This is a genomic window from Polaromonas sp. DSP2-3-2b2, assembly GCF_049895905.1.
In the GTDB taxonomy this organism is placed as follows: Bacteria; Pseudomonadota; Gammaproteobacteria; order Burkholderiales; family Burkholderiaceae_C; genus Polaromonas.
In genome coordinates this window covers 63308-81604 of the sequence record NZ_JAFCTH010000009.1, presented here as the reverse complement: position 1 = coordinate 81604, position 18297 = coordinate 63308, and the positions used below count along the sequence as shown (strand labels likewise).

Below are 18297 nucleotides of genomic sequence, written 5' to 3'. Positions count from 1 at the left end.
TGCTGGAGCGCCTATGTACCGTGCACTGCTAGCTATTGTTTTAGGAGCTGCTTTCGGGTCCGCGATGGCCCAGAGCACGCCGCTGGGCCTGTGGCGCAGTTTCGATGAGAAGACCGGCGAGGCCAAGGCCGAAGTCCGGATTGCCGAGACGGCCGGGGTGCTGAGCGGAAAAATCGAAAAGCGTCTGCTCAAGACGGCCAAGCCAGAGGACGTTTGCACCGAATGCAGCGACGACCGCAAGGGCCAGCAGCTGCTCGGTCTTGAAATCATCCGAGGTGCCAAAAAGGCCGAAGGCCGCGAAGTGTGGGAGGGCGGCAAGATTCTGGACCCCGAGAACGGCCGCAACTACACGCTGAAGATGACGCCGGTCGAAGACGGCAAAAAGCTGGACGTCCGGGGCTCGTTCGGGCCGTTCGGCAGGACCCAGACCTGGACCCGCATTCAGTAAACCAGACGAGCGGCGCATCCGTCGCGTCATTCGAAGAAAGAAAAATCCATGTCAAGTTTTCAAGTCAAGAAAGTCGCCGTGCTCGGCGCCGGCGTGATGGGCGCGCAAATCGCCGCCCATCTGGTCAATTGCCGCGTGCCGGTGGTGCTGTTCGACTTGCCGGCCAGGGAAGGCCCGAAGAACGGCATCGTCAGCAAGGCCATCGAGGGCCTGAAAAAGCTCAAGCCTGCGCCGCTCGGCGTGCTTGACGACGCCAGCCTGATCCAGCAGGCCAACTACGAAGAACACATGGATGTTCTGAAAGAGTGCGACCTGATCATCGAGGCGATTGCCGAGCGCATGGACTGGAAGACCGACCTGTATCACAAGATCGCTCCTTTCATCGCTGAAGGCGCCATCGTCGCCAGCAACACCTCGGGCCTGTCGATCACCACGCTGAGCGAAGCGCTGCCCGAATCGATCAAGCCGCGTTTTTGCGGCATCCATTTTTTCAACCCGCCGCGCTACATGGCGCTGGTCGAGCTGATCAACACGCCGACGACGCAAGCCGCCGTGCTCGACGACCTCGAAGCCTTTGTGACCACCGCGCTGGGCAAGGGCGTGATCCGCGCGCATGACACGCCCAACTTCATCGCCAACCGCGTCGGCATCGCCGGCATGCTGGCGACGATCAAGGAAGCCGAAGCTTTCGGCCTGAGCTATGACGTGGTCGATGACCTGACCGGCAAGAAGCTGGGCCGCGCCAGCTCGGGCACTTTCCGAACCGCCGACGTGGTTGGACTCGACACGATGGCGCATGTCATCAAGACGCTGCAGGACAACCTGGGCGAAGGAAAAATTGCCGACCCGTTCGCCGCCATGTACGGCACACCGCCGGTGCTCGCCGCCTTGTTAGAGGCCAAGAGCCTGGGCCAGAAGACCGGCGCCGGTTTCTACAAGAAGGTAGGCCGCGACATCCTGCGGCTGGACCCCGAGAGCATGGAATACGTTCCCGGCGGCGCCAAGGCTGACGAAGTGGTCGGCCGCATGCTCAAAAAGCCCGCCGGCGAGCGCCTGGGGCTGCTGCGCAATGCCGAAGGCGCTGAGCCGCGCTTCCTGTGGGCCGTGCTGCGCGACCAGTTCCACTATGCTGCCGTGCACCTCGCCAGCATTGCCGAAACCGCGCGCGACATCGACTTTGCGATGCGCTGGGGCTTTGGCGCCAAACAGGGGCCGTTCGAGCTGTGGCAGGAAGCCGGCTGGTTGCAGGTGGCCTACTGGATTCAGCAGGACATCGACGCCGGCAAGGCGCTCAGCAGCGCACCGCTGCCCGACTGGGTGTTCAATGGCCCGGTGGCCAAGGCGGGTGGCGTGCACACGCCCGAAGGCTCGTGGAGCGCCTCCAGCCAGAAATTCATTCCGCGCCGCCAGCTGCCGGTTTATGCGCGCCAGCATTTCCCCGAAGATGTGCTGGGCGCCAAGGCGCCAGCGTTCGAGGCCGCCGGCACGACGCTGCACGAGGACGATGCGATTCGCCTCTGGACACTGGATGGCGACCAGAGCGACGTGCTGATCGCCAGTATCAAGACCAAGATGCACGCCATCAGTCCCGATGTGGCCGAAGGCCTGGCGCTGGGTGTGGACCTGGCCGAGAAAAGCTACAAGGGCCTGGTGATCTGGTCCAACCACGCGATGTTCTCGGCTGGTGCCGACCTGCAGGCCATGCTGCCCGCCTTCATGATGGCCGGCGTATCGGCCGTGGAAGGTGCGGAGGCCGAGATGCAGGCCGTGATGCTCAAGCTGCGCTATGCGTCGGTTCCAGTGGTGTCGGCCATTCGTGGCCTGGCGCTGGGCGGCGGCTGCGAAATGGCGGTGTATTCAGCCAAACGCGTGGCGGCGATGGAAAGCTATATCGGCCTGGTCGAAGTCGGCGTGGGTCTGGTGCCCGGCGCCGGCGGTCTGACCTATATTGCACGCCGCGCCGCTGAAAACGCCAGCAAATCGAGCAACAAGGATGTGCTGCCTTTCCTGCTGGAGGGCTTCACCGCAGCCGCCATGGCCACGGTCGGCACCAGCGCGCTGGAAAGCCGCAAGCTGGGCTATTTGCTCGACAGCGATGTCATCGTGCCGAACAAGGACGAGCTGCTGTTCGTCGCGCTGAACGAAGCGCGTGCGCTCTGCACCTCTGGCTACCGTGCGCCGCTGCGCCGGCTGTTCCCGGTGGCGGGCCGCAACGGCATCGCGACCATCAAAGGCCAGCTGGTCAATATGCGCGACGGCGGCTTTATCAGCGCCCACGACTTCCACATCGCCAGCCTGATCGCCAATGTGGTCTGCGGCGGCGATGTCGATGCCGGCACGCTGGTCAGCGAGGAATATGTGATGACACTGGAGCGCAAGGCGTTTTGCGCGCTGCTGGAGCACCCGAAAACGCAGGACCGCATCATGGGCATGATGAGCACCGGCAAGCCGGTGCGTAACTGACTTGTATTCCTCCTTCCCCCGCTGGGGGAAGGCCGGGATGGGGGTTCCACGACATGCAAGACCAAGCCAGCACCAACGCCAGAAAGTTCGCCAAATTCCTGCGCCGGGAGATGACCGACGGCGAGCGGCTGGTGTGGCAGCGGCTGCGCGGTGAGCAACTGGGGTTCAAGTTCAGACGTCAGCATCCGCTGGGGGCTTATGTAGCGGATTTTGCTTGTCTTGCACCGCGATTGATTGTTGAGCTGGATGGCTCGCAGCATGCGGTTCAGGCAGTTTATGACGCACGGCGTGACGATTTTTTCAGGAATGCAGGGTTTGACGTGATGCGGTTTCCTGCGAACTTGCCTTTTTTGGAATTGCAGTCGATGGTTGAGGCGATTTACAACCGGGTGATGGAATTGAGCGCGCTGGCCCCCATCCCAACCTTCCCCCAAAGGGGGAAGGAGCAAGAAAAGGCATGCGCCCGACTCCCCGATTTACCCCTTCCCCCTCTGGGGGACGGCAGGGATGGGGGCCTCCCCGCACCCACTCTCTGAATTTATTCATTCAAACAAACGGCCTTTAAAAAATTCACCGAGAAAGATTCAATATGAAACAAGTCCAGGAAGCCTATATCGTTGCCGCCACGCGCACGCCCATCGGGCGTTCGCACCGGGGGTTTTTCCGCAATACCCGGCCTGACGACCTCTTGGTCAGCGTCCTCAAGGCCGCGCTGGCCCAAGTGCCGACGCTCGACCCGAAAGCCATCGAAGACATCATCTGCGGCTGCGCTATTCCCGAAGGCCCGCAGGGCCTGAACATCGCACGCATCGGCGCGGTGCTCGCCGGCCTGCCGACCAGCGTGGGCGGCATCACCGTCAACCGCTTTTGCGCTTCGGGCCTGTCGGCCATCCAGATGGCCGCCGACCGCATCCGCGTCGGCGAGGCCGATGTGATGTTTGCCGCCGGCGTTGAGAGCATGAGCATGGTGCCGATGTCGGGCAATTCGCCGTCGCTGTCGCCGGCCATGTTCGCCAACGACGAGAACGTCGGCATTGCCTACGGCATGGGCCTGACCGCCGAGAAGGTCGCGCAGCAATGGAAAGTCTCGCGCCAGGCGCAGGACCAGTTCGCCTACGAATCGCACATGAAGGCGCTCAAGGCGCAGCAAGCCGGCGAATTCAGCGCCGAGATCACGCCGGTCGAAGTCACCGACCGCACAGCTAACCTGGAAACCGGCGAAGTCATCGCCACCCGCCGCACCGTCAGCCTGGACGAAGGCGCGCGCCCCGACACCACGCTCGAAGGCCTGGCCAAACTGAAGACGCCGTTTGCCGCGCGCGGCTCGGTCACGGCCGGCAACAGCTCGCAAACCTCGGACGGCGCCGGTGCCTTGATCCTGGCCAGCGAAAAAGCGGTCAAGCAGTTCGGCCTCAAGCCGCTGGCGCGCTTTGTCAGCTATGCGGCCAAGGGCGTGCCGCCCGAAATCATGGGCATCGGCCCGATCGAGGCGATTCCCGCAGCGCTGCGTTACGCGGGTTTGAGCCAAAACGACATCGACTGGTTCGAGCTGAACGAAGCCTTTGCCGCGCAGTCGCTGGCGGTCATGAACACGCTGGGTCTGGACCCGGCCAAGGTCAACCCGATGGGCGGCGCGATTGCGCTGGGCCATCCGCTGGGCGCCACCGGGGCGATTCGCGCCGCCACGGTGATCCATGCGCTGCACCGTCACCAGCTGAAATACGGCATGGTGACGATGTGTGTCGGCATGGGGCAGGGCGCCGCTGGCATTTTCGAGCGCGTCTAAACCGGGACGCATCCTTTATCCTCTACGCTTATGACCAATACCATCCAGACCCCTCCGGAAATCCTGACCCATGTCGATGCCGGCGTGATGACGATCACGCTCAACCGCGTGGAACGCAAAAACTCCATCACCGCCGCCATGTACGATGCGCTGGCCGATGCGCTGGATTCAGCCAACCATGACGCGGCGGTTCGCGCCGTGGTCATCCAGGGCCATGAAACGATCTTTTCGGCCGGCAACGACATTGGCGACTTCCTGAACAAGCCGCCGTCCACCGCGGACGCGCCGGTGTTTCGTTTCCTGCGTGGCATCAGCAGCTTTCCCAAGCCCATCGTCGCCAGCGTGTGCGGCCCGGCGGTCGGCATTGGCACCACCATGCTGCTGCATTGCGACCTGGTCTATGCCGGTGACAATGCGGCGTTTTCCATGCCCTTCGTCAACCTGGGCCTGTGCCCCGAGGCGGCGTCGAGCTTTCTGGCAGCGCAGCTGATGGGCTATCCGCGCGCTGCCGAGGCACTGCTGCTGGGCGAGCCCTTCATGGCCGAGACGGCGCTGGACATGGGCCTGATCAACCGCATCGTGCCACCCGCCGAAGCCAACGCCCTGGCGCAACGGCAGGCACTCAAGCTGGCCGCCAAGCCGCTGACGTCGCTGATGGAAACCAAGCGGCTGATGAAAAAAGGCAATGCCGGCATGGTGGCCGAGCGCATGGCCGAAGAGGGCGCGAGTTTTGGCCGAATGCTGCAGGAGCCCGCCGCGCGCGAGGCGTTCACCGCCTTCATGGAAAAGCGCAAGCCGGATTTCTCGGCACTCTGAGCCGTTTCGCGCCCGGTTTCAAGTAAAAATAGCTGTTTGCGCAAGCGGTACGGGCGCCTATAGCTACTTTATTAATAGCAGCGGGCGCTGCGTAGCGAATAAAAAAAGCCGCTGTCAGTTGCTGACAGCGGCTTTTTTATTGAGAGGTGCCGTGCTCAGCGCACCCCTCAAACGCTTGGATCGCTGTCAGCGATCAGTGCACCACCATCAGCGTGAACGGCCACACATACGCCTGCAGCGTCACCAGGCCGCCGACCAGGCAGGCCAGCACGACGGAATGGAAAAACACATAGCGCAGGATGTCGCCTTCGTGGTTAAACCACTTGGTGGCGGTCGAGGCGACGACGATGGACTGCGCGTCGATCATCTTGCCCATCACGCCACCCGAGCTGTTGGCCGCGCCCATCAGGTTGGCCGACAGGCCCAGCTGCTCGGCCGCCACTTTCTGCATGCCGCCAAACAGCACGTTGGACGCGGTGTCCGAACCGGTCATGGCCACGCCGATCCAGCCCATCAGCGTGCCGAAGAAGGGGTAGAACACGCCGCTGTTGGCAAAGGCCAGGCCGAGCGTGGTGTCGGTGCCCGAGTAGCGGGTCAGCGTGCCCAGTGCCAGCATCAGCACAATGGTGACCAGCGAATAGCGCACCAGCCAGAAGGTGCGGAAAAAGACCTTGACGATTTCAATCGGGTTGTACTTCATGATCAGCGCGCTGATGATGGCCGACAGCAAGATGCCGGTGCCGGTGGCTGACAGCAGGTTGAGCACATAAACGGCCGTTTCCTTGTGCGGCACGGGCACCACGGGCGGCACTTTCTCGATCAGGTTGTGCAGTCCGGTCATGGGAAACGACGGCGCGAAGATGCCGTTGAGCCAGGCCTTGACGGGCGGCAGTCCCCAGATGAAGACAAACACCGACAAGATCACCCAGGGCGTCCAGGCGCGGATCAGCGCGGCGCGGTCATGCACCACCACGGGGCCCTGCGGCTTGGCTTCATGCGCGCTGATGTCATGGCCCTTGATCGACGGCGAGGTCCAGATGGTCTTGGGCTGCCAGACGCGCAGAAACAGCACCAGGGAAACCATGGAAACGATAGCGGCAATGATGTCCACCAGTTCGGGCCCGATAAAATTGCTGACCAGGAACTGCGGAATCGCGAACGACAGGCCGGTCACCAAAATGGCCGGCCAGATTTCCATCATCGCCTTGCGACCGGCAAAAGCCCAGATCAACCAGAACGGCACCAGCAGCGAGAAGAATGGCAGCTGGCGGCCGATCATGGCGGTGACTTCCATCAGGTCGTAGCCGTGCACCTTGGCCAGTGTGATGACCGGCGTGCCCAGCGCGCCAAAGGCGACCGGCGCGGTGTTGGCAATCAAGGAAAGGCCCGATGCGGCCAGCGGCGAAAAGCCCAGGCCGATCAGGATGCCGGCCGTGACCGCCACGGGCGTGCCGAAGCCGGCCGCGCCTTCAAAGAAAGCGCCAAAGCAAAAGGCGATCAGCAGCAACTGCAGTCGGCGATCCGCCGTGATGCCCGAGAGCGAATCCTGCAGTATCTTGAAGCTGCCATTTTGTTCGGCCAGCTGCTGCAAAAAGATGATGTTCAGCACGATCCAGCCAATCGGCAGCAGGCCGGTGAAACCACCATAGACAGCCGCCCGGCCCGCCATGTCCATCGGCATGCCATAGGCAAACACCGCCACAGCAACGGCGGCAATCAGTCCAAGGCCGGCCGCTATGTGCGCCTTGATGTGCAAAAAGCCCAGCGCCACCAGCATCACCACCACCGGTATGGCGGCTAGTAAGGTGGATAGGTACATGTTGCCGAAAGGGTCGTATATCTGTTGCCAAATCATGAAATGTCTCCTGGAAGGTTGAATGTCTGCAGGGTTGCTTCACGCGTTGGATGCGCTTTGCACGCCTTTAGCCGTTTGCATTTCTACGAACGGCTAGGGGCGCACTGAACCGTGGCGGGACTATACGGACTAAATGCCCTGTGATTTTGAATCTTTTGATGAAATGGTTGCAAAAATTTTGTGGACTTTAATTCGGACTTTTTTGGAAAAGTGAAAATTTGCTGTAGGCGTCGCAAAGCTACAACGACAGCCAGCGGCTCAAGCCTCTAAAGTTCCATCGCGGGATAGGTCGATTTCGCCCAATACAGCTTGGCGATAGCAACGAACTCGGCGTTTTTGCATTGGTCGCCGCGCCCATGAACGGGAAACCAAGCGCCGCAGCTGGCGTAAAGTGCCTGACGGGCGCGAATGAGGAGACCGGACATCCTTGCCGGGAATTTATGCAATGCTCGGAAAGCTGGGTTTATTGAATAAGTTCAAGGAACCACATTGGAAGAATTTAACGGGCTGGAGAATTACTTGATCACCATCAATAACAACATTAACGTCAGCAACTCGGGCAGCTTCGTGCTGTTCGGCGGCATCAACGTCCTCGAATCGCGCGATCTGGCTTTGCGTGCCTGCGCAGAATATGTCCGCGTCACCCAAAAGCTAGGCATTCCCTATGTCTTCAAGGCCAGCTTTGACAAGGCGAACCGCTCGTCCATCCATTCCTACCGTGGTCCCGGACTCGAAGAAGGCCTGCGGATTTTTGAAGCGGTGAAGGCTGAATTCGGTGTTCCGCTGATTACCGATGTGCACGAAACCTGGCAGGCCGCGCCGGTGGCCGAGGTGGTCGATGTGCTGCAACTGCCTGCCTTTCTGGCGCGTCAAACCGACCTGGTGGTGGCCTTGGCCAAGACCGGCCGGGTGATCAACATCAAGAAGCCGCAGTTCCTCAGCCCCAGCCAAGTGGCCAATATTGTCGAAAAGTTCAGGGAAGCCGGCAACGACCAGTTGATTTTGTGCGACCGTGGCACCTGCTTTGGCTACGACAACCTGGTGGTGGACATGCTGGGCTTTGGCGTGATGAAAAAGGTTTGCAATGACTTGCCGATCATTTTTGATGTCACGCACGCATTGCAGCAGCGCGACCCCGGGGGCGCGGCGTCCGGCGGGCGTCGCCAGCAGGTGGCCGACCTGGCCCGCTCCGGCCTGGCGGTGGGCCTGGCGGGCCTGTTTCTGGAAGCGCATCCTGATCCTGACCATGCCAAGTGCGACGGTCCGAGTGCCTTGCCACTGGACCAGCTGGAGCCTTTTCTTGCGCAGCTGAAGGCGCTGGATGATCTGGTGAAGTCATTCGCACCGTTGAACATCAGGTGAGAGAACTGACCGGGCAAAGCCTTTGCTGCGCAAAAGCGCCGCTCAGAGCTGAAACGCCAGCCAGCGGATCAGGCCTTCTGAAAACACGACCAACGGACTGGGTGCTTTTGCCTGGTACCGCCTGGCCGTGGCGCGCTGCTGCTCGATCCAGCAGGCAAAGCGATGCACGTCGGCGGGCCTGAAAAAGGCGATCATCAATTCGTAATTCAGGAACAGGCTGCGCTCATCCAGGTTGGCCGATCCGGCCAGCGCCAGCTCGGTGTCGATGACGACGGCTTTGGCATGGACCATTTCATCGACCAGCCAGACGCTGGCGCCTGCCGCTGCCATCTCGCGCAGGGCAGCTGGCCGCGCCAGATCGGTCAGCCGGTGGTTGGAATGGCGCGGCAGCACCAGGTCAACGGCCACGCCGCGCCGGGCGGCCAGCGTCAGCGCCAGCAGCAGCGTGGCATCGGGCACGAAGTAGGGCGTGATGATCAGGATGCGGCTGCGCGCCGTGAAGCAACTGGCGATCAGCAGCGAATACAGCGTGTCTTCTGCCTGGTCGGGGCCGCTGGCAATCAGCTGTGCGCCCGCCACGTCGGAGGCCGGCTCGGCAAATGCGGGCAGTGGCAGTGCCGGCAGCGCCGCCTGCGTGGCAAAGGCCCAGTCCTGGTCAAAGCGCTGCTGCGACTGTCGCGCCAGGTCGCCGCGAAAGTCAAAGCTCAGGTCGATCCAGGGTGCTTTGGGCGGCTGGCTGGCCGCGTCGCCGGTAAAGTATTCGGCCGCCAGATTGCGCCCCCCGGTCCACATGCGCCGGCCATCGGCAATCACCATCTTGCGGTGATTGCGCAGGTTGGTGCGGCCGGGGAGCGGCGAGCGAAAAGGCGAGACGAACAGCGCCACCTGCACGCCGGCAGCCGACAGCGGCTTCAGGTCGGGCCGTCCGCCCAGGTACACGCCAATGCCGTCCACCAGCAGGCGGACGCGCACGCCGCTGCGCGCCTGGCGCATCAGCAGTTCGCCAACTTCCCGACCCAGGGCATCGCGTCCCAGAAGGAAGGTGCAAACGTCGAGCGTTTCCCTGGCTTGCAGCAGCACGCTGCGAAGCGCGGCCAGCGCTTCCCTGCCGTCCTGGTGAATGGCCAGCTGCTCGTACGGCGCAGCGCGCGCAAGGCCCATGGCGGCGGAAAGCTGCTGGAACCGGTACGCCGGCGCATTTGAAGGGGGGCCGTTGACCGGCAGGACGGGCGTGTAGTGCGGTAGCGGGCCGCGCGTTACCTTGCGGCTGCCAAACAACAGGTACAGCGGCAGTGCCAGGTAAGGCATCAGCGCGAGTGACACGACCCAGGCGATGGCGGCCGAGGGGTGCCTGCGCTGGCGCCGGGCATGCGAGGCGATGACGTAGATCGCCAGGCCTGCCAGCGTCACCAGGCCATGCACCGTCAGTCCCCACTGACTCAGGAACTCATGCAGCATGGCCTGTCACGGAACGATTCTGGCCAGGTTCGGACGTCTGCCGGACGGCAAGCTTCAAGACGTCAAGGAGTAGGAAAAGCGCGCCTGCAGTCATTGAATCACTATAGCGTGTCACCTTGCGAGGACCGTGGCAGTGCAAGCCACCGCTCGATGATGCGGCTACCCACGTCGGCGCCAAAAGAGGAGTCAGCCATAAAAATGGGGGTTTCCACCTAAATCCAAGCGTAATGATGGGGCTTTCTTGCAATCCTGGATTGGTGGTGGTGTAATTGCTGCACTGCAACATTTTTTCAACCGCAACCCCAAGGAGCTACCATGAACTTCACCAACGACCAGCTGATCGCCACTCAGAAATCCAATGTCGAAGCCTTTGCCGGCTTGTCGGAAAAAGCATTCGCCAGCTTTGAAAAGCTGATCGAGTTGAACATGGCCGCTTCCAAAGCCCTGCTCGGCGAGTCCATCAGCCACCTGCAAGCCCTGACCGAAGTCAAGGATGCCCAAGAGCTGATGACCCTGCAGTCAAGCCTGGCCAAGCCGATGGCTGAAAAAGCCGCTTCCTACAGCCGCCACCTGTATGACATCGTCTCCGGCAGCAGCGCCGATTTCACCAAGGTTTTCGAATCGACCAGCGCTGAATCGCAAAAAACCGTCACGGAACTGCTGGAAACCTCGCTGAAGAATGCACCGGCCGGTTCCGAAGCCGCCGTGGCCGTCATCAAGTCCGCCATGACAGCCGGCAACAATGCCGTGGAAACCGCCCAGAAGAGCGCCAAGCAGGCCGCGCAAATGGTCGAATCCAACATCTCCGCCTTGTCTACTGCTGCCCAGAAAGCCGAGTAAGCACTGATCGGACGCCAGGGGCTTCAAGGCCCTGGCAGCATATGACGGCACCTTCGGGTGCCGTTTTTTTTATTGGCGACCGGGAAAATTGCCCGGCCGGATGATCTGGTGGGCTACCGCGATCGGGCATGGGCTCGCCGACAATGCAGGCCATGACCAAACACCTGATCCATCCCGCGCCCGTGCCCGAGTTCGAAGAGGAGTTCCTCGCCGGACTTAAGGCCATCTTCGAGGAACAAATCGTCTTCAACCAGCTGCTGGGCTTGAAGATCGCATCGATCAAGGCCGACCGCGTCATCGGGTGCATCGACATGCGGCCCGAACTCATCGGCCATGCGGCGCACCACCGCATCCATGGCGGCGTGATCAGCGCCGGGCTGGACGCGATCGGCGCGCTGGCCGTGATGGCCGCCATCGGCGCGCGGCACATGGACGAAACGCCGGCGCAGCGCCTGCAGCGCTTTTACAAGCTCGGCACGATTGACCTGCGCGTTGACTATCTGCGCCCCGGTATCGGCGAGCGCTTTGAGCTGCGCGCCGAAGTGATGCGGCTGGGCTCGCGCGTGGCGAGCACGCGCATGGAATTTCTGGGTGCCGACGGCAAGCTGCTCTCGACGGCGGCGGCGGCCTACATCGTCTCGTAGCGCTTCAAGGCGCAGCAGCAGCCGCCGCATCCTGCCTGACGGCCTCCACCCGCGCCCGGTGAATCCACTCGCCGATTTGCGGGCCACTCTGGCCGGCTTCCATGGCCTGGGCCGCCACCTGGTCCGTTGCCACGCCCTGGCTTGCGACCAGCGCTTGCAGCAGCCGGGGCCGCTGCGGATAGGGCGTTTGTTCAAACCCGAGCCGGCCGCGCGCATCGCATTCGCAGGCCAGCAACACGTCGGCAAAACGCTGCGGCTTGCGAAACGCATCGCAGCGCTCCAGCAGGCGCACCACGGCGGCCGGGCTGAAGTCGCCGCTGCGGTGGATGTTGCCGTGCTCGCGCGCCACCACATCGGCAATCTCGCGGCACTCGACTGGCACACGCAGGCGCTGGCACACGCCTTTGAGCAGCCGGGCGCTGCGCTCCTCGTGGCCGATGTGGCGCGGCAGCACGTCAGCCGGCGTCGTTCCCTTGCCCAGGTCGTGGCCCAGGCAGGCAAAGCGCACCGGCAGCGGGGCACCGAGTTGCGCGGCCATGTCCAGCACCATCATCAGGTGGATGCCGGTATCGACTTCGGGGTGGTATTCGGCGCGCTGCGGCACACCCCACAGCCGGTCCACTTCGGGCAGCAGGTGCCCCAAAGCACCGCAAGCCCGCAGCACTTCAAACATGCGCGAGGGCTTGTCTTCCATCAGGCCGCGCGCCAGTTCCTGCCAGACGCGCTCGGGCACCAGCCCATCGACTTCGCCGTCCGCCACCATCTCCTGCATCATCGCCAGCGTCTCTAGCGCGATGGAAAAGTCGGCAAACCGCGCCGCGAACCGGGCCAGTCGCAAAATGCGCACCGGGTCTTCGCGGAAGGCGTCGGTGACGTGGCGCAGGATTTTGGCCTGCAAATCGCGCTGGCCGCCGTAGGGATCGACGAGCGCATCAAAATCAGGCTCAAATAGGCCTCTTGCGCTTTCTGGATGGGCGGGAGCAGCTATTGAATTGATAGTCAGGTCGCGCCGCGCCAGATCCTGCTCCAGCGTGACTTCGGGCGCGGCATAGACCTCGAATCCCCGGTAGCCGCGCGCGCTGTTGCGCTCGGTGCGCGCCAGCGCGTACTCTTCGCGGGTCTGCGGGTGCAAAAACACCGGAAAGTCCTTGCCGACCGGCAAAAAGCCCTGCGCCGTCAAGGCTTCGGGCGTGGCGCCCACCACCACCCAGTCGTGGTCGGTGACCGGCAGGCCCAGCAATTTGTCGCGCACCGCGCCGCCGACCATGTAGATTTTCATGCCGGCAGTTTAGCGCCGGTACAAAGGCCAGGGCCGGCGTGCGGCCGCAGGCTGTTGCCCCGCTGCCGCAAGCGCCTGTTTCCTACCGCAGTTGTCGAAATTCGCCAGCGCCGCCGGGCCGCCAGTCCGGCAATCATGTCGGCATCCGGGCCATGCCATATCGTGTGACCGGGCTGCCTTGGAATGGACGACCGTCATGCTTTTTTCTGAACCCAACAACCCCCGCCCCGTAACCATGCCGCCCTGCCTGCCGGGCGCCGCAGGCAAGAGGCCCGCATGGACATGCTGAACCTGGTGCAATGGCCGGCCATGCTGGTCACCGTGGTGGCGGCCTGGTATGTGGCGTCGAACCGCAAGGGCAAGCGCAACTGGGGCTTCTGGCTGTTTCTGGCCAGCAATGCGCTGTGGATCGTCTGGGGCGTTCACACCGGCGCGCCGGCACTGGTTGTGCTGCAGGTCTGCCTGGCGGCCGTGAACATTCGCGGGGCGATGAAGGCGCAGGCCTGAAGCCTGATCTGCGGCATGTCAGCGCCGCAGACGGTAGGGCTCCTCGAATTCGCGAAAGTCGTTTTCCGCCAGCGCGCCGTCGATCCAGGCCTTCACGCCGGGCAGGGCGGACAAGCGTGCGATGTAGGCGGCGATGTCTTCGGGCACCGGCAGCGCATAGCCCTTGAGCCGCATGCAGACCGGCGCGAAAAAAGCGTCGGCAACGCAGAAGTCGCCGAACAGCATGGCCCCCTCGTGTCCGGCCAGCAGTTCGCGCCACATGGCGACCAGGCGCGCCACGTCGGCGCGCACGGCGGGCTTGTCGCGCCAGACCAGCGCGCCGATGCCCGCCAGGTCGGCCTCGATGTTCATCGGGCAGGCGCCGCGCAGGGCGGCAAAGCCGCTGTGCATTTCTGCGCAGACGCTGCGCGCCCGGGCGCGCGCCTGAACGCCTTGCGGCCAGAGGTTTTTTTCAGGAAAACGCTCGGCCAGGTATTCGGCAATCGCCAGCGTGTCCCAGACCTTCAAGCCGTCGTCGTCGAGCACTGGCACCTTGCCGACCGGGCTGACGGTGCTGATCTGCTTTCTGAAGTCGGAGCCTTCGTCGAACGAATCAAAGCGCACGACGATTTCTTCAAAGGCAATGCCGGCCTGCCTGAGCAGCACCCACGGCCGCATCGACCAGGACGAATAATTTTTGTTGCCGACGTAGAGCTTGAGCATGGGTTTCCCGGGGAAGTTAAAGGTTCAGAACCGTCCTGAGGTTTTTCGTTTGGCCATCAGCCCGCTGCGCAGGCCGCGCGCGCCGAGGTAGGTTGGGCCTATCGCCTCCAGCGACGCCGGTGTGATGCCAAGCGCCTGCAGGCCGGGCAGCTTGCCGCTGGCGACGTTGTCGGTCTTCATGGCGTCGAGGTTGTCGCGGCTGAGCACCGGGTCGCCCGGCGCGAGTTCCATGAAAAAGGCTTGCACCCGCGCCAGCGCGTTGGGCAGTCCGATCACCGGGCGGCCCTGGCCAATGCCGGCGTAGCGGCCGGCCAGCTGCACCAGCTGGCGCAGCGTGAAGACATCGGGGCCGCAGGCTTCATACACCTGGCCGATGGTAGCGCTGTCCTGCAGGCAGTGCACCACGGCGCTGGCCACGTCGCCGACCCACACCGGCTGGAAGCGCGCGGTGCTGCCTGCCAGTGGAATTACCGGGAACACCTGCTGCAGGCTGGCGAAGGTGTTGAGGAACTTGTCGTCCGCGCCAAAGATGACGCTGGGGCGCAGCACCGTCACGTCCAGCCCCGAGCCGAGCAGGGCGGCTTCGCCGCGCGCCTTGCTGCGCTGGTACATCGAAGCCGAGTCAAGCGAGGCGCCCAGCGCGCTGATGTGCACCAGCCGCCGCACACCGGCGGCCTTGCAGGCGCGAATCAGGGTCAGCGGCCACTGCACATGCGCTTTTTGAAAAGCGTCTTCCGAGCCGTGCAGGATGGCGACCAGGTTGACCACCGCGTCGTGCCCGGCCACCAGCGCAGCCAGCGCTGCAGCGTCATGCAGGTCGATGGGCGCCACATCGACCAGCGGCAGCAACTGCAGGTGCCGGGCGCTGCTGCGGCGGCGCGTGGCCACGGTCACATGGCATTGCAGCTGGTTGAGCTTTTCGCAAACCTGGGTACCGACAAAGCCGGTGCCGCCAAAGATCAGAATTTTTTTCATGGGGCCTAATTTAGCGTGTTTGCCGGAGTTTTCCATGAAAACCTTTTTTAAGGCGCCAGAAAAAACCAGGGGCTGGCGCGCAGGAACGCAGGCCATCTTTCGCCCTTGGCCTACAACCGGCCCCCGGCCCTGTTCGCATAATGAAACGATGAATATTTTCGAAGCATTGCGCATCAGCCATGTGACCCAGCGCGCACTGGCCGACAACCTGATCCAGACGCAGGGTGACACGCTTGAGAGGGCATCGATCTTCAATGCGCTCAAGCTGGAACTGGCCGCGCATGCGGCGGCCGAGGAGCGGTTTTTCTATGTGCCGCTGATCGCGCATGACATGACGCAGGAGCCTTCGCGCCACGGCATTGCCGAGCACCACCAGATGGACAAGCTGGTCGAGGCGCTGGAAACGACCGATCCCAGTTCGCCGGCCTGGCTGGCTGCGGCCAAAGCGCTGCACCACAAGATCTACCACCACCTGGAAGATGAGGAGCACAGCGTCTTCCAGCTGGCCGGCAAGGTGCTGGGCGAGGACGAAAAGCTGTCGCTGGCACGCGATTACGAAGGCGAATTCGTCTCGCAGCGCCTGAAGGACTGATCGGCGCCAGGCGAAAATTTAGAGGCGATGGTTTGTTCCGCCCGTTGTCACGGGCCTGAACCCATGCGAGTTCCTTCGGTAGACTTGTTTTTGTGGCTAAAAGTGCTTCTTGCGCATATTCAGCATGCGCACCATGCTATTTATTCAATAGCATTCAAGGCTTGGCGATCTTTTGCGGCTTGCCGGCATCGTCAATCGCCACGTAGGTCAGGCTGGCTTCTGTGACCTTGAAGTAGCGACCCTGCGCACGAAAGCCTTCGGCAAACACCTCGACCTGCACCGTGATCGAGGTATTGCCGATGCGGGTCACGGCGGCAAAGAACGACAAGATGTCGCCGACCCGCACCGGCTGCTTGAAGATGAACTGGTTGACCGCCACGGTCGCCATGCGGCCATCGACATAGCGCGCCGGCAGCACCGCGCCCGCCAGATCCACCTGCGCCATCACCCAGCCGCCGAAAATGTCGCCGTTGGCATTGCAGTCGCGCGGCAACGGAATCACCTTGAGCACCAGTTCCTTGTCGGTCGGCAATTGGCCGTGCAGGGCGCGGGTGTCCAGGCCGGCGCCGGTTGGGGTGGAGGCTGCGGTATTGGCCGGGGAGGCGCTTGATTCAAAAGACATAGGCACAATCTCAGAGGTTTGAAAAATTTCTAATTGAATTGTGACGTATGCGCTCCCGAGCTTCCACCGCTGATTCCTATCCTGTGCCTGCCGTGACGGCGGGCGCCCCGGCGGTGCCGGTGCCTGTGCGTTCCGACTGGGACACGCTGAAAAGACTGTTCCCCTACCTCTGGGAATACAAGTGGCGAGCCATGGCGGCTCTAGCCTTCATGGTCGGCGCCAAGCTGGCCAACGTCGGCGTGCCGCTGTTGCTCAAGGACCTGGTCGACACCATGAGTTTCAAGCCTGGTGATGTAAAGGCTGTGCTGGTGGTGCCGGTCGCGCTGCTGCTGGCTTACGGCCTGCTGCGGCTGTCGACCACGCTGTTCACCGAGCTGCGCGAGCTGGTGTTCGCCAAGGCCACCGAAGGCGCGGCGCGGCGCATCTCGCTCGAAGTGTTCCGGCATCTGCATGCGCTGAGCCTGCGCTTTCACCTGGAGCGCCAGACCGGCGGCATGACGCGCGACATCGAGCGCGGCACGCGCGGCGTGCATTCGCTGATCTCGTATTCGCTCTACAGCATCATTCCGACGCTGATCGAGGTGACGCTGGTGCTGAGCCTGCTGGCGGTCAAGTTCGATGTCTGGTTTGCCGGCATCACGCTGATCGCGCTGGTGTTCTACATCTCCTTCACGGTGATCGTGACCAACTGGCGCACGCAGTTTCGCAAGACCATGAACGAGCTCGATTCGTCGGCGCACAGCCGCGCCGTCGATTCGCTGCTCAATTACGAAACCGTCAAGTACTTCAACAACGAAGAGTTCGAAGCCGGCCGCTACGACGAAAACCTCAATCGCTACCGCGCCGCCGCCATCAAGAGCCAGCGCACGCTGAGCATGCTCAACGCCGGCCAGCAACTCATCATTGCCTTTGGCCTGGTGGCGATGCTCTGGCGCGCCACGCAGGGCGTGGTCGATGGCCGCATGACGCTGGGCGACCTGGTGATGGTCAACGCCTTCATGATCCAGCTCTACATTCCGCTGGGTTTCCTGGGCGTGATTTACCGCGAGATCAAGCAAAGCCTGACCGACCTGGAAAAAATGTTCAACCTGATGGAAAAAGAGCGCGAAATCGCCGATGTGGCCGGCGCGCAGCCACTGCGCATCGAGGCCACGCCGGCGGTGCGTTTCGAGAACGTCAGCTTTGCCTATGATCCGAGCCGGCCGATTTTGCACAACGTGAGTTTCGAGATTCCGCCCGGCAAGACCGTCGCCGTGGTCGGCTCGTCGGGCGCGGGCAAATCGACGCTGGCGCGGCTGCTCTACCGCTTTTACGACGTGCAGCAGGGCCGCATCACGATTGCCGGGCAGGACATCAAGCAGGTCACGCAGGCGTCTGTGCGCCAGGCGATTGGCATCGTGCCGCAGGACACGGTGCTGTTCAACGACACCGTCGAATACAACATCGCCTATGGCAAGCCCGGCGCGACGCATGAAGAGGTGGAAGAGGCCGCGCGCGCTGCGCGCATCCACGACTTCATCGCCTCGACGCCGCTGGGCTACAACACCATGGTCGGCGAGCGCGGCCTGAAGTTGTCGGGCGGCGAGAAGCAGCGCGTGGCGATTGCCCGCACGCTGCTGAAAAACCCGCCGGTGGTGATTTTTGACGAAGCCACCTCGGCGCTGGATTCGGCCAACGAGCGCGCCATCCAGGGCGAACTGCGCACCGCCGCGCAGAACAAGACCACCTTGGTGATTGCGCACCGGCTGTCCACGGTCGTCGATGCGCATGAAATCCTGGTGATGGACGCCGGCCGCATCGTCGAGCGCGGCAGCCACCAGGCGCTGCTGGCGGCCAACGGCCGCTATGCCGACATGTGGGCCATGCAGCAGCAGGCCAGCGATAAAATTTTAGATGAAATCGGGGTTTAACGCTTTACTGGCGGGCGCAATCAGCTATAAAAAAATGA

At 62.8% G+C, this 18297-nt stretch carries 17 protein-coding genes; 11 read left to right on the top strand and 6 right to left on the bottom strand.

Translation table 11 applies throughout. The features are described from left to right. Positions 1 to 13 precede the first annotated feature (13 nt). Genes ACP7AD_RS09885 through ACP7AD_RS09865 form a run of 5 tightly spaced genes read left to right on the top strand, consistent with a single transcriptional unit; the run spans position 14 to position 5513 of the window. A complete protein-coding gene (locus ACP7AD_RS09885) occupies positions 14 to 448 on the top strand; it encodes a DUF2147 domain-containing protein (protein ID WP_426146468.1) in 435 nt (144 codons plus the stop codon). Between the two features lie 48 nt (positions 449 to 496). Continuing rightward, the gene (locus ACP7AD_RS09880) at positions 497 to 2911 is read left to right on the top strand and encodes a 3-hydroxyacyl-CoA dehydrogenase/enoyl-CoA hydratase family protein (protein ID WP_426146470.1); all 2415 of its coding nucleotides are present in this window, start codon (positions 497 to 499) and stop codon (positions 2909 to 2911) included. Positions 2912 to 2964: 53 nt separating this feature from the next. After that, a complete protein-coding gene (locus tag ACP7AD_RS09875) occupies positions 2965 to 3447 on the top strand; it encodes an endonuclease domain-containing protein (protein WP_426146472.1) in 483 nt (160 codons plus the stop codon). 53 nt (positions 3448 to 3500) lie between these two features. Further along, a complete protein-coding gene (locus ACP7AD_RS09870; RefSeq protein WP_426146473.1) occupies positions 3501 to 4697 on the top strand; it encodes an acetyl-CoA C-acyltransferase in 1197 nt (398 codons plus the stop codon). Positions 4698 to 4727: 30 nt separating this feature from the next. Then, positions 4728 to 5513, top strand: a complete 786-nt coding sequence (locus ACP7AD_RS09865; protein ID WP_426146475.1) for an enoyl-CoA hydratase — start codon at positions 4728 to 4730, stop codon at positions 5511 to 5513. 193 nt (positions 5514 to 5706) lie between these two features. Here ACP7AD_RS09865 and ACP7AD_RS09860 read toward each other — a convergent pair whose 3' ends face one another. Next, positions 5707 to 7368, bottom strand: a complete 1662-nt coding sequence (locus ACP7AD_RS09860; RefSeq protein ID WP_426146476.1) for an L-lactate permease — start codon at positions 7366 to 7368, stop codon at positions 5707 to 5709. Positions 7369 to 7887: 519 nt separating this feature from the next. Here ACP7AD_RS09860 and kdsA point away from each other — a divergent pair. After that, positions 7888 to 8730, top strand: a complete 843-nt coding sequence (gene kdsA, locus ACP7AD_RS09855) for a 3-deoxy-8-phosphooctulonate synthase (RefSeq protein WP_426146478.1) — start codon at positions 7888 to 7890, stop codon at positions 8728 to 8730. Between the two features lie 42 nt (positions 8731 to 8772). Here kdsA and ACP7AD_RS09850 read toward each other — a convergent pair whose 3' ends face one another. Next, positions 8773 to 10188, bottom strand: a complete 1416-nt coding sequence (locus ACP7AD_RS09850) for a phospholipase D-like domain-containing protein (RefSeq protein ID WP_426146479.1) — start codon at positions 10186 to 10188, stop codon at positions 8773 to 8775. Positions 10189 to 10503: 315 nt separating this feature from the next. On the opposite strand from ACP7AD_RS09850, the gene ACP7AD_RS09845 reads away from it, so the two are divergent. Both ACP7AD_RS09845 and ACP7AD_RS09840 read left to right on the top strand, forming a co-directional pair. Further along, the gene (locus ACP7AD_RS09845; RefSeq protein ID WP_426146481.1) at positions 10504 to 11028 is read left to right on the top strand and encodes a phasin family protein; all 525 of its coding nucleotides are present in this window, start codon (positions 10504 to 10506) and stop codon (positions 11026 to 11028) included. A 152-nt stretch (positions 11029 to 11180) separates the two neighbouring features. Next, positions 11181 to 11672, top strand: a complete 492-nt coding sequence (locus tag ACP7AD_RS09840; protein ID WP_426146483.1) for a thioesterase family protein — start codon at positions 11181 to 11183, stop codon at positions 11670 to 11672. 4 nt (positions 11673 to 11676) lie between these two features. Here ACP7AD_RS09840 and ACP7AD_RS09835 read toward each other — a convergent pair whose 3' ends face one another. After that, positions 11677 to 12951, bottom strand: a complete 1275-nt coding sequence (locus tag ACP7AD_RS09835; RefSeq protein WP_426146485.1) for a multifunctional CCA addition/repair protein — start codon at positions 12949 to 12951, stop codon at positions 11677 to 11679. 276 nt (positions 12952 to 13227) lie between these two features. Between ACP7AD_RS09835 and ACP7AD_RS09830 the strand changes: the two genes are divergently transcribed. Next, positions 13228 to 13458 (top strand): hypothetical protein, encoded by a 231-nt coding sequence (locus ACP7AD_RS09830; RefSeq protein WP_426146486.1) that lies wholly within the window; start codon positions 13228 to 13230, stop codon positions 13456 to 13458. Between the two features lie 18 nt (positions 13459 to 13476). On the opposite strand, the gene ACP7AD_RS09825 is transcribed toward ACP7AD_RS09830, so the two are convergent. Both ACP7AD_RS09825 and ACP7AD_RS09820 read right to left on the bottom strand, forming a co-directional pair. Continuing rightward, a complete protein-coding gene (locus tag ACP7AD_RS09825) occupies positions 13477 to 14160 on the bottom strand; it encodes a glutathione S-transferase family protein (RefSeq protein ID WP_426146488.1) in 684 nt (227 codons plus the stop codon). Positions 14161 to 14184: 24 nt separating this feature from the next. Beyond that, positions 14185 to 15135: a complex I NDUFA9 subunit family protein gene (locus ACP7AD_RS09820; protein WP_426146490.1), complete on the bottom strand. Its 951-nt coding sequence runs from the start codon at positions 15133 to 15135 to the stop codon at positions 14185 to 14187. A gap of 148 nt (positions 15136 to 15283) precedes the next feature. Between ACP7AD_RS09820 and ACP7AD_RS09815 the strand changes: the two genes are divergently transcribed. After that, positions 15284 to 15727, top strand: coding sequence for a hemerythrin domain-containing protein (locus ACP7AD_RS09815; protein ID WP_426146491.1), 444 nt, complete (start codon positions 15284 to 15286; stop codon positions 15725 to 15727). 154 nt (positions 15728 to 15881) lie between these two features. Here ACP7AD_RS09815 and ACP7AD_RS09810 read toward each other — a convergent pair whose 3' ends face one another. After that, the gene (locus tag ACP7AD_RS09810; RefSeq protein ID WP_426146492.1) at positions 15882 to 16349 is read right to left on the bottom strand and encodes an acyl-CoA thioesterase; all 468 of its coding nucleotides are present in this window, start codon (positions 16347 to 16349) and stop codon (positions 15882 to 15884) included. Between the two features lie 47 nt (positions 16350 to 16396). Between ACP7AD_RS09810 and ACP7AD_RS09805 the strand changes: the two genes are divergently transcribed. Continuing rightward, positions 16397 to 18259 carry an ABCB family ABC transporter ATP-binding protein/permease gene (locus tag ACP7AD_RS09805; RefSeq protein WP_426146494.1) on the top strand — a complete coding sequence of 621 codons (1863 nt, stop codon included), beginning with the start codon at positions 16397 to 16399 and terminating at the stop codon, positions 18257 to 18259. Positions 18260 to 18297: the final 38 nt, after the last annotated feature.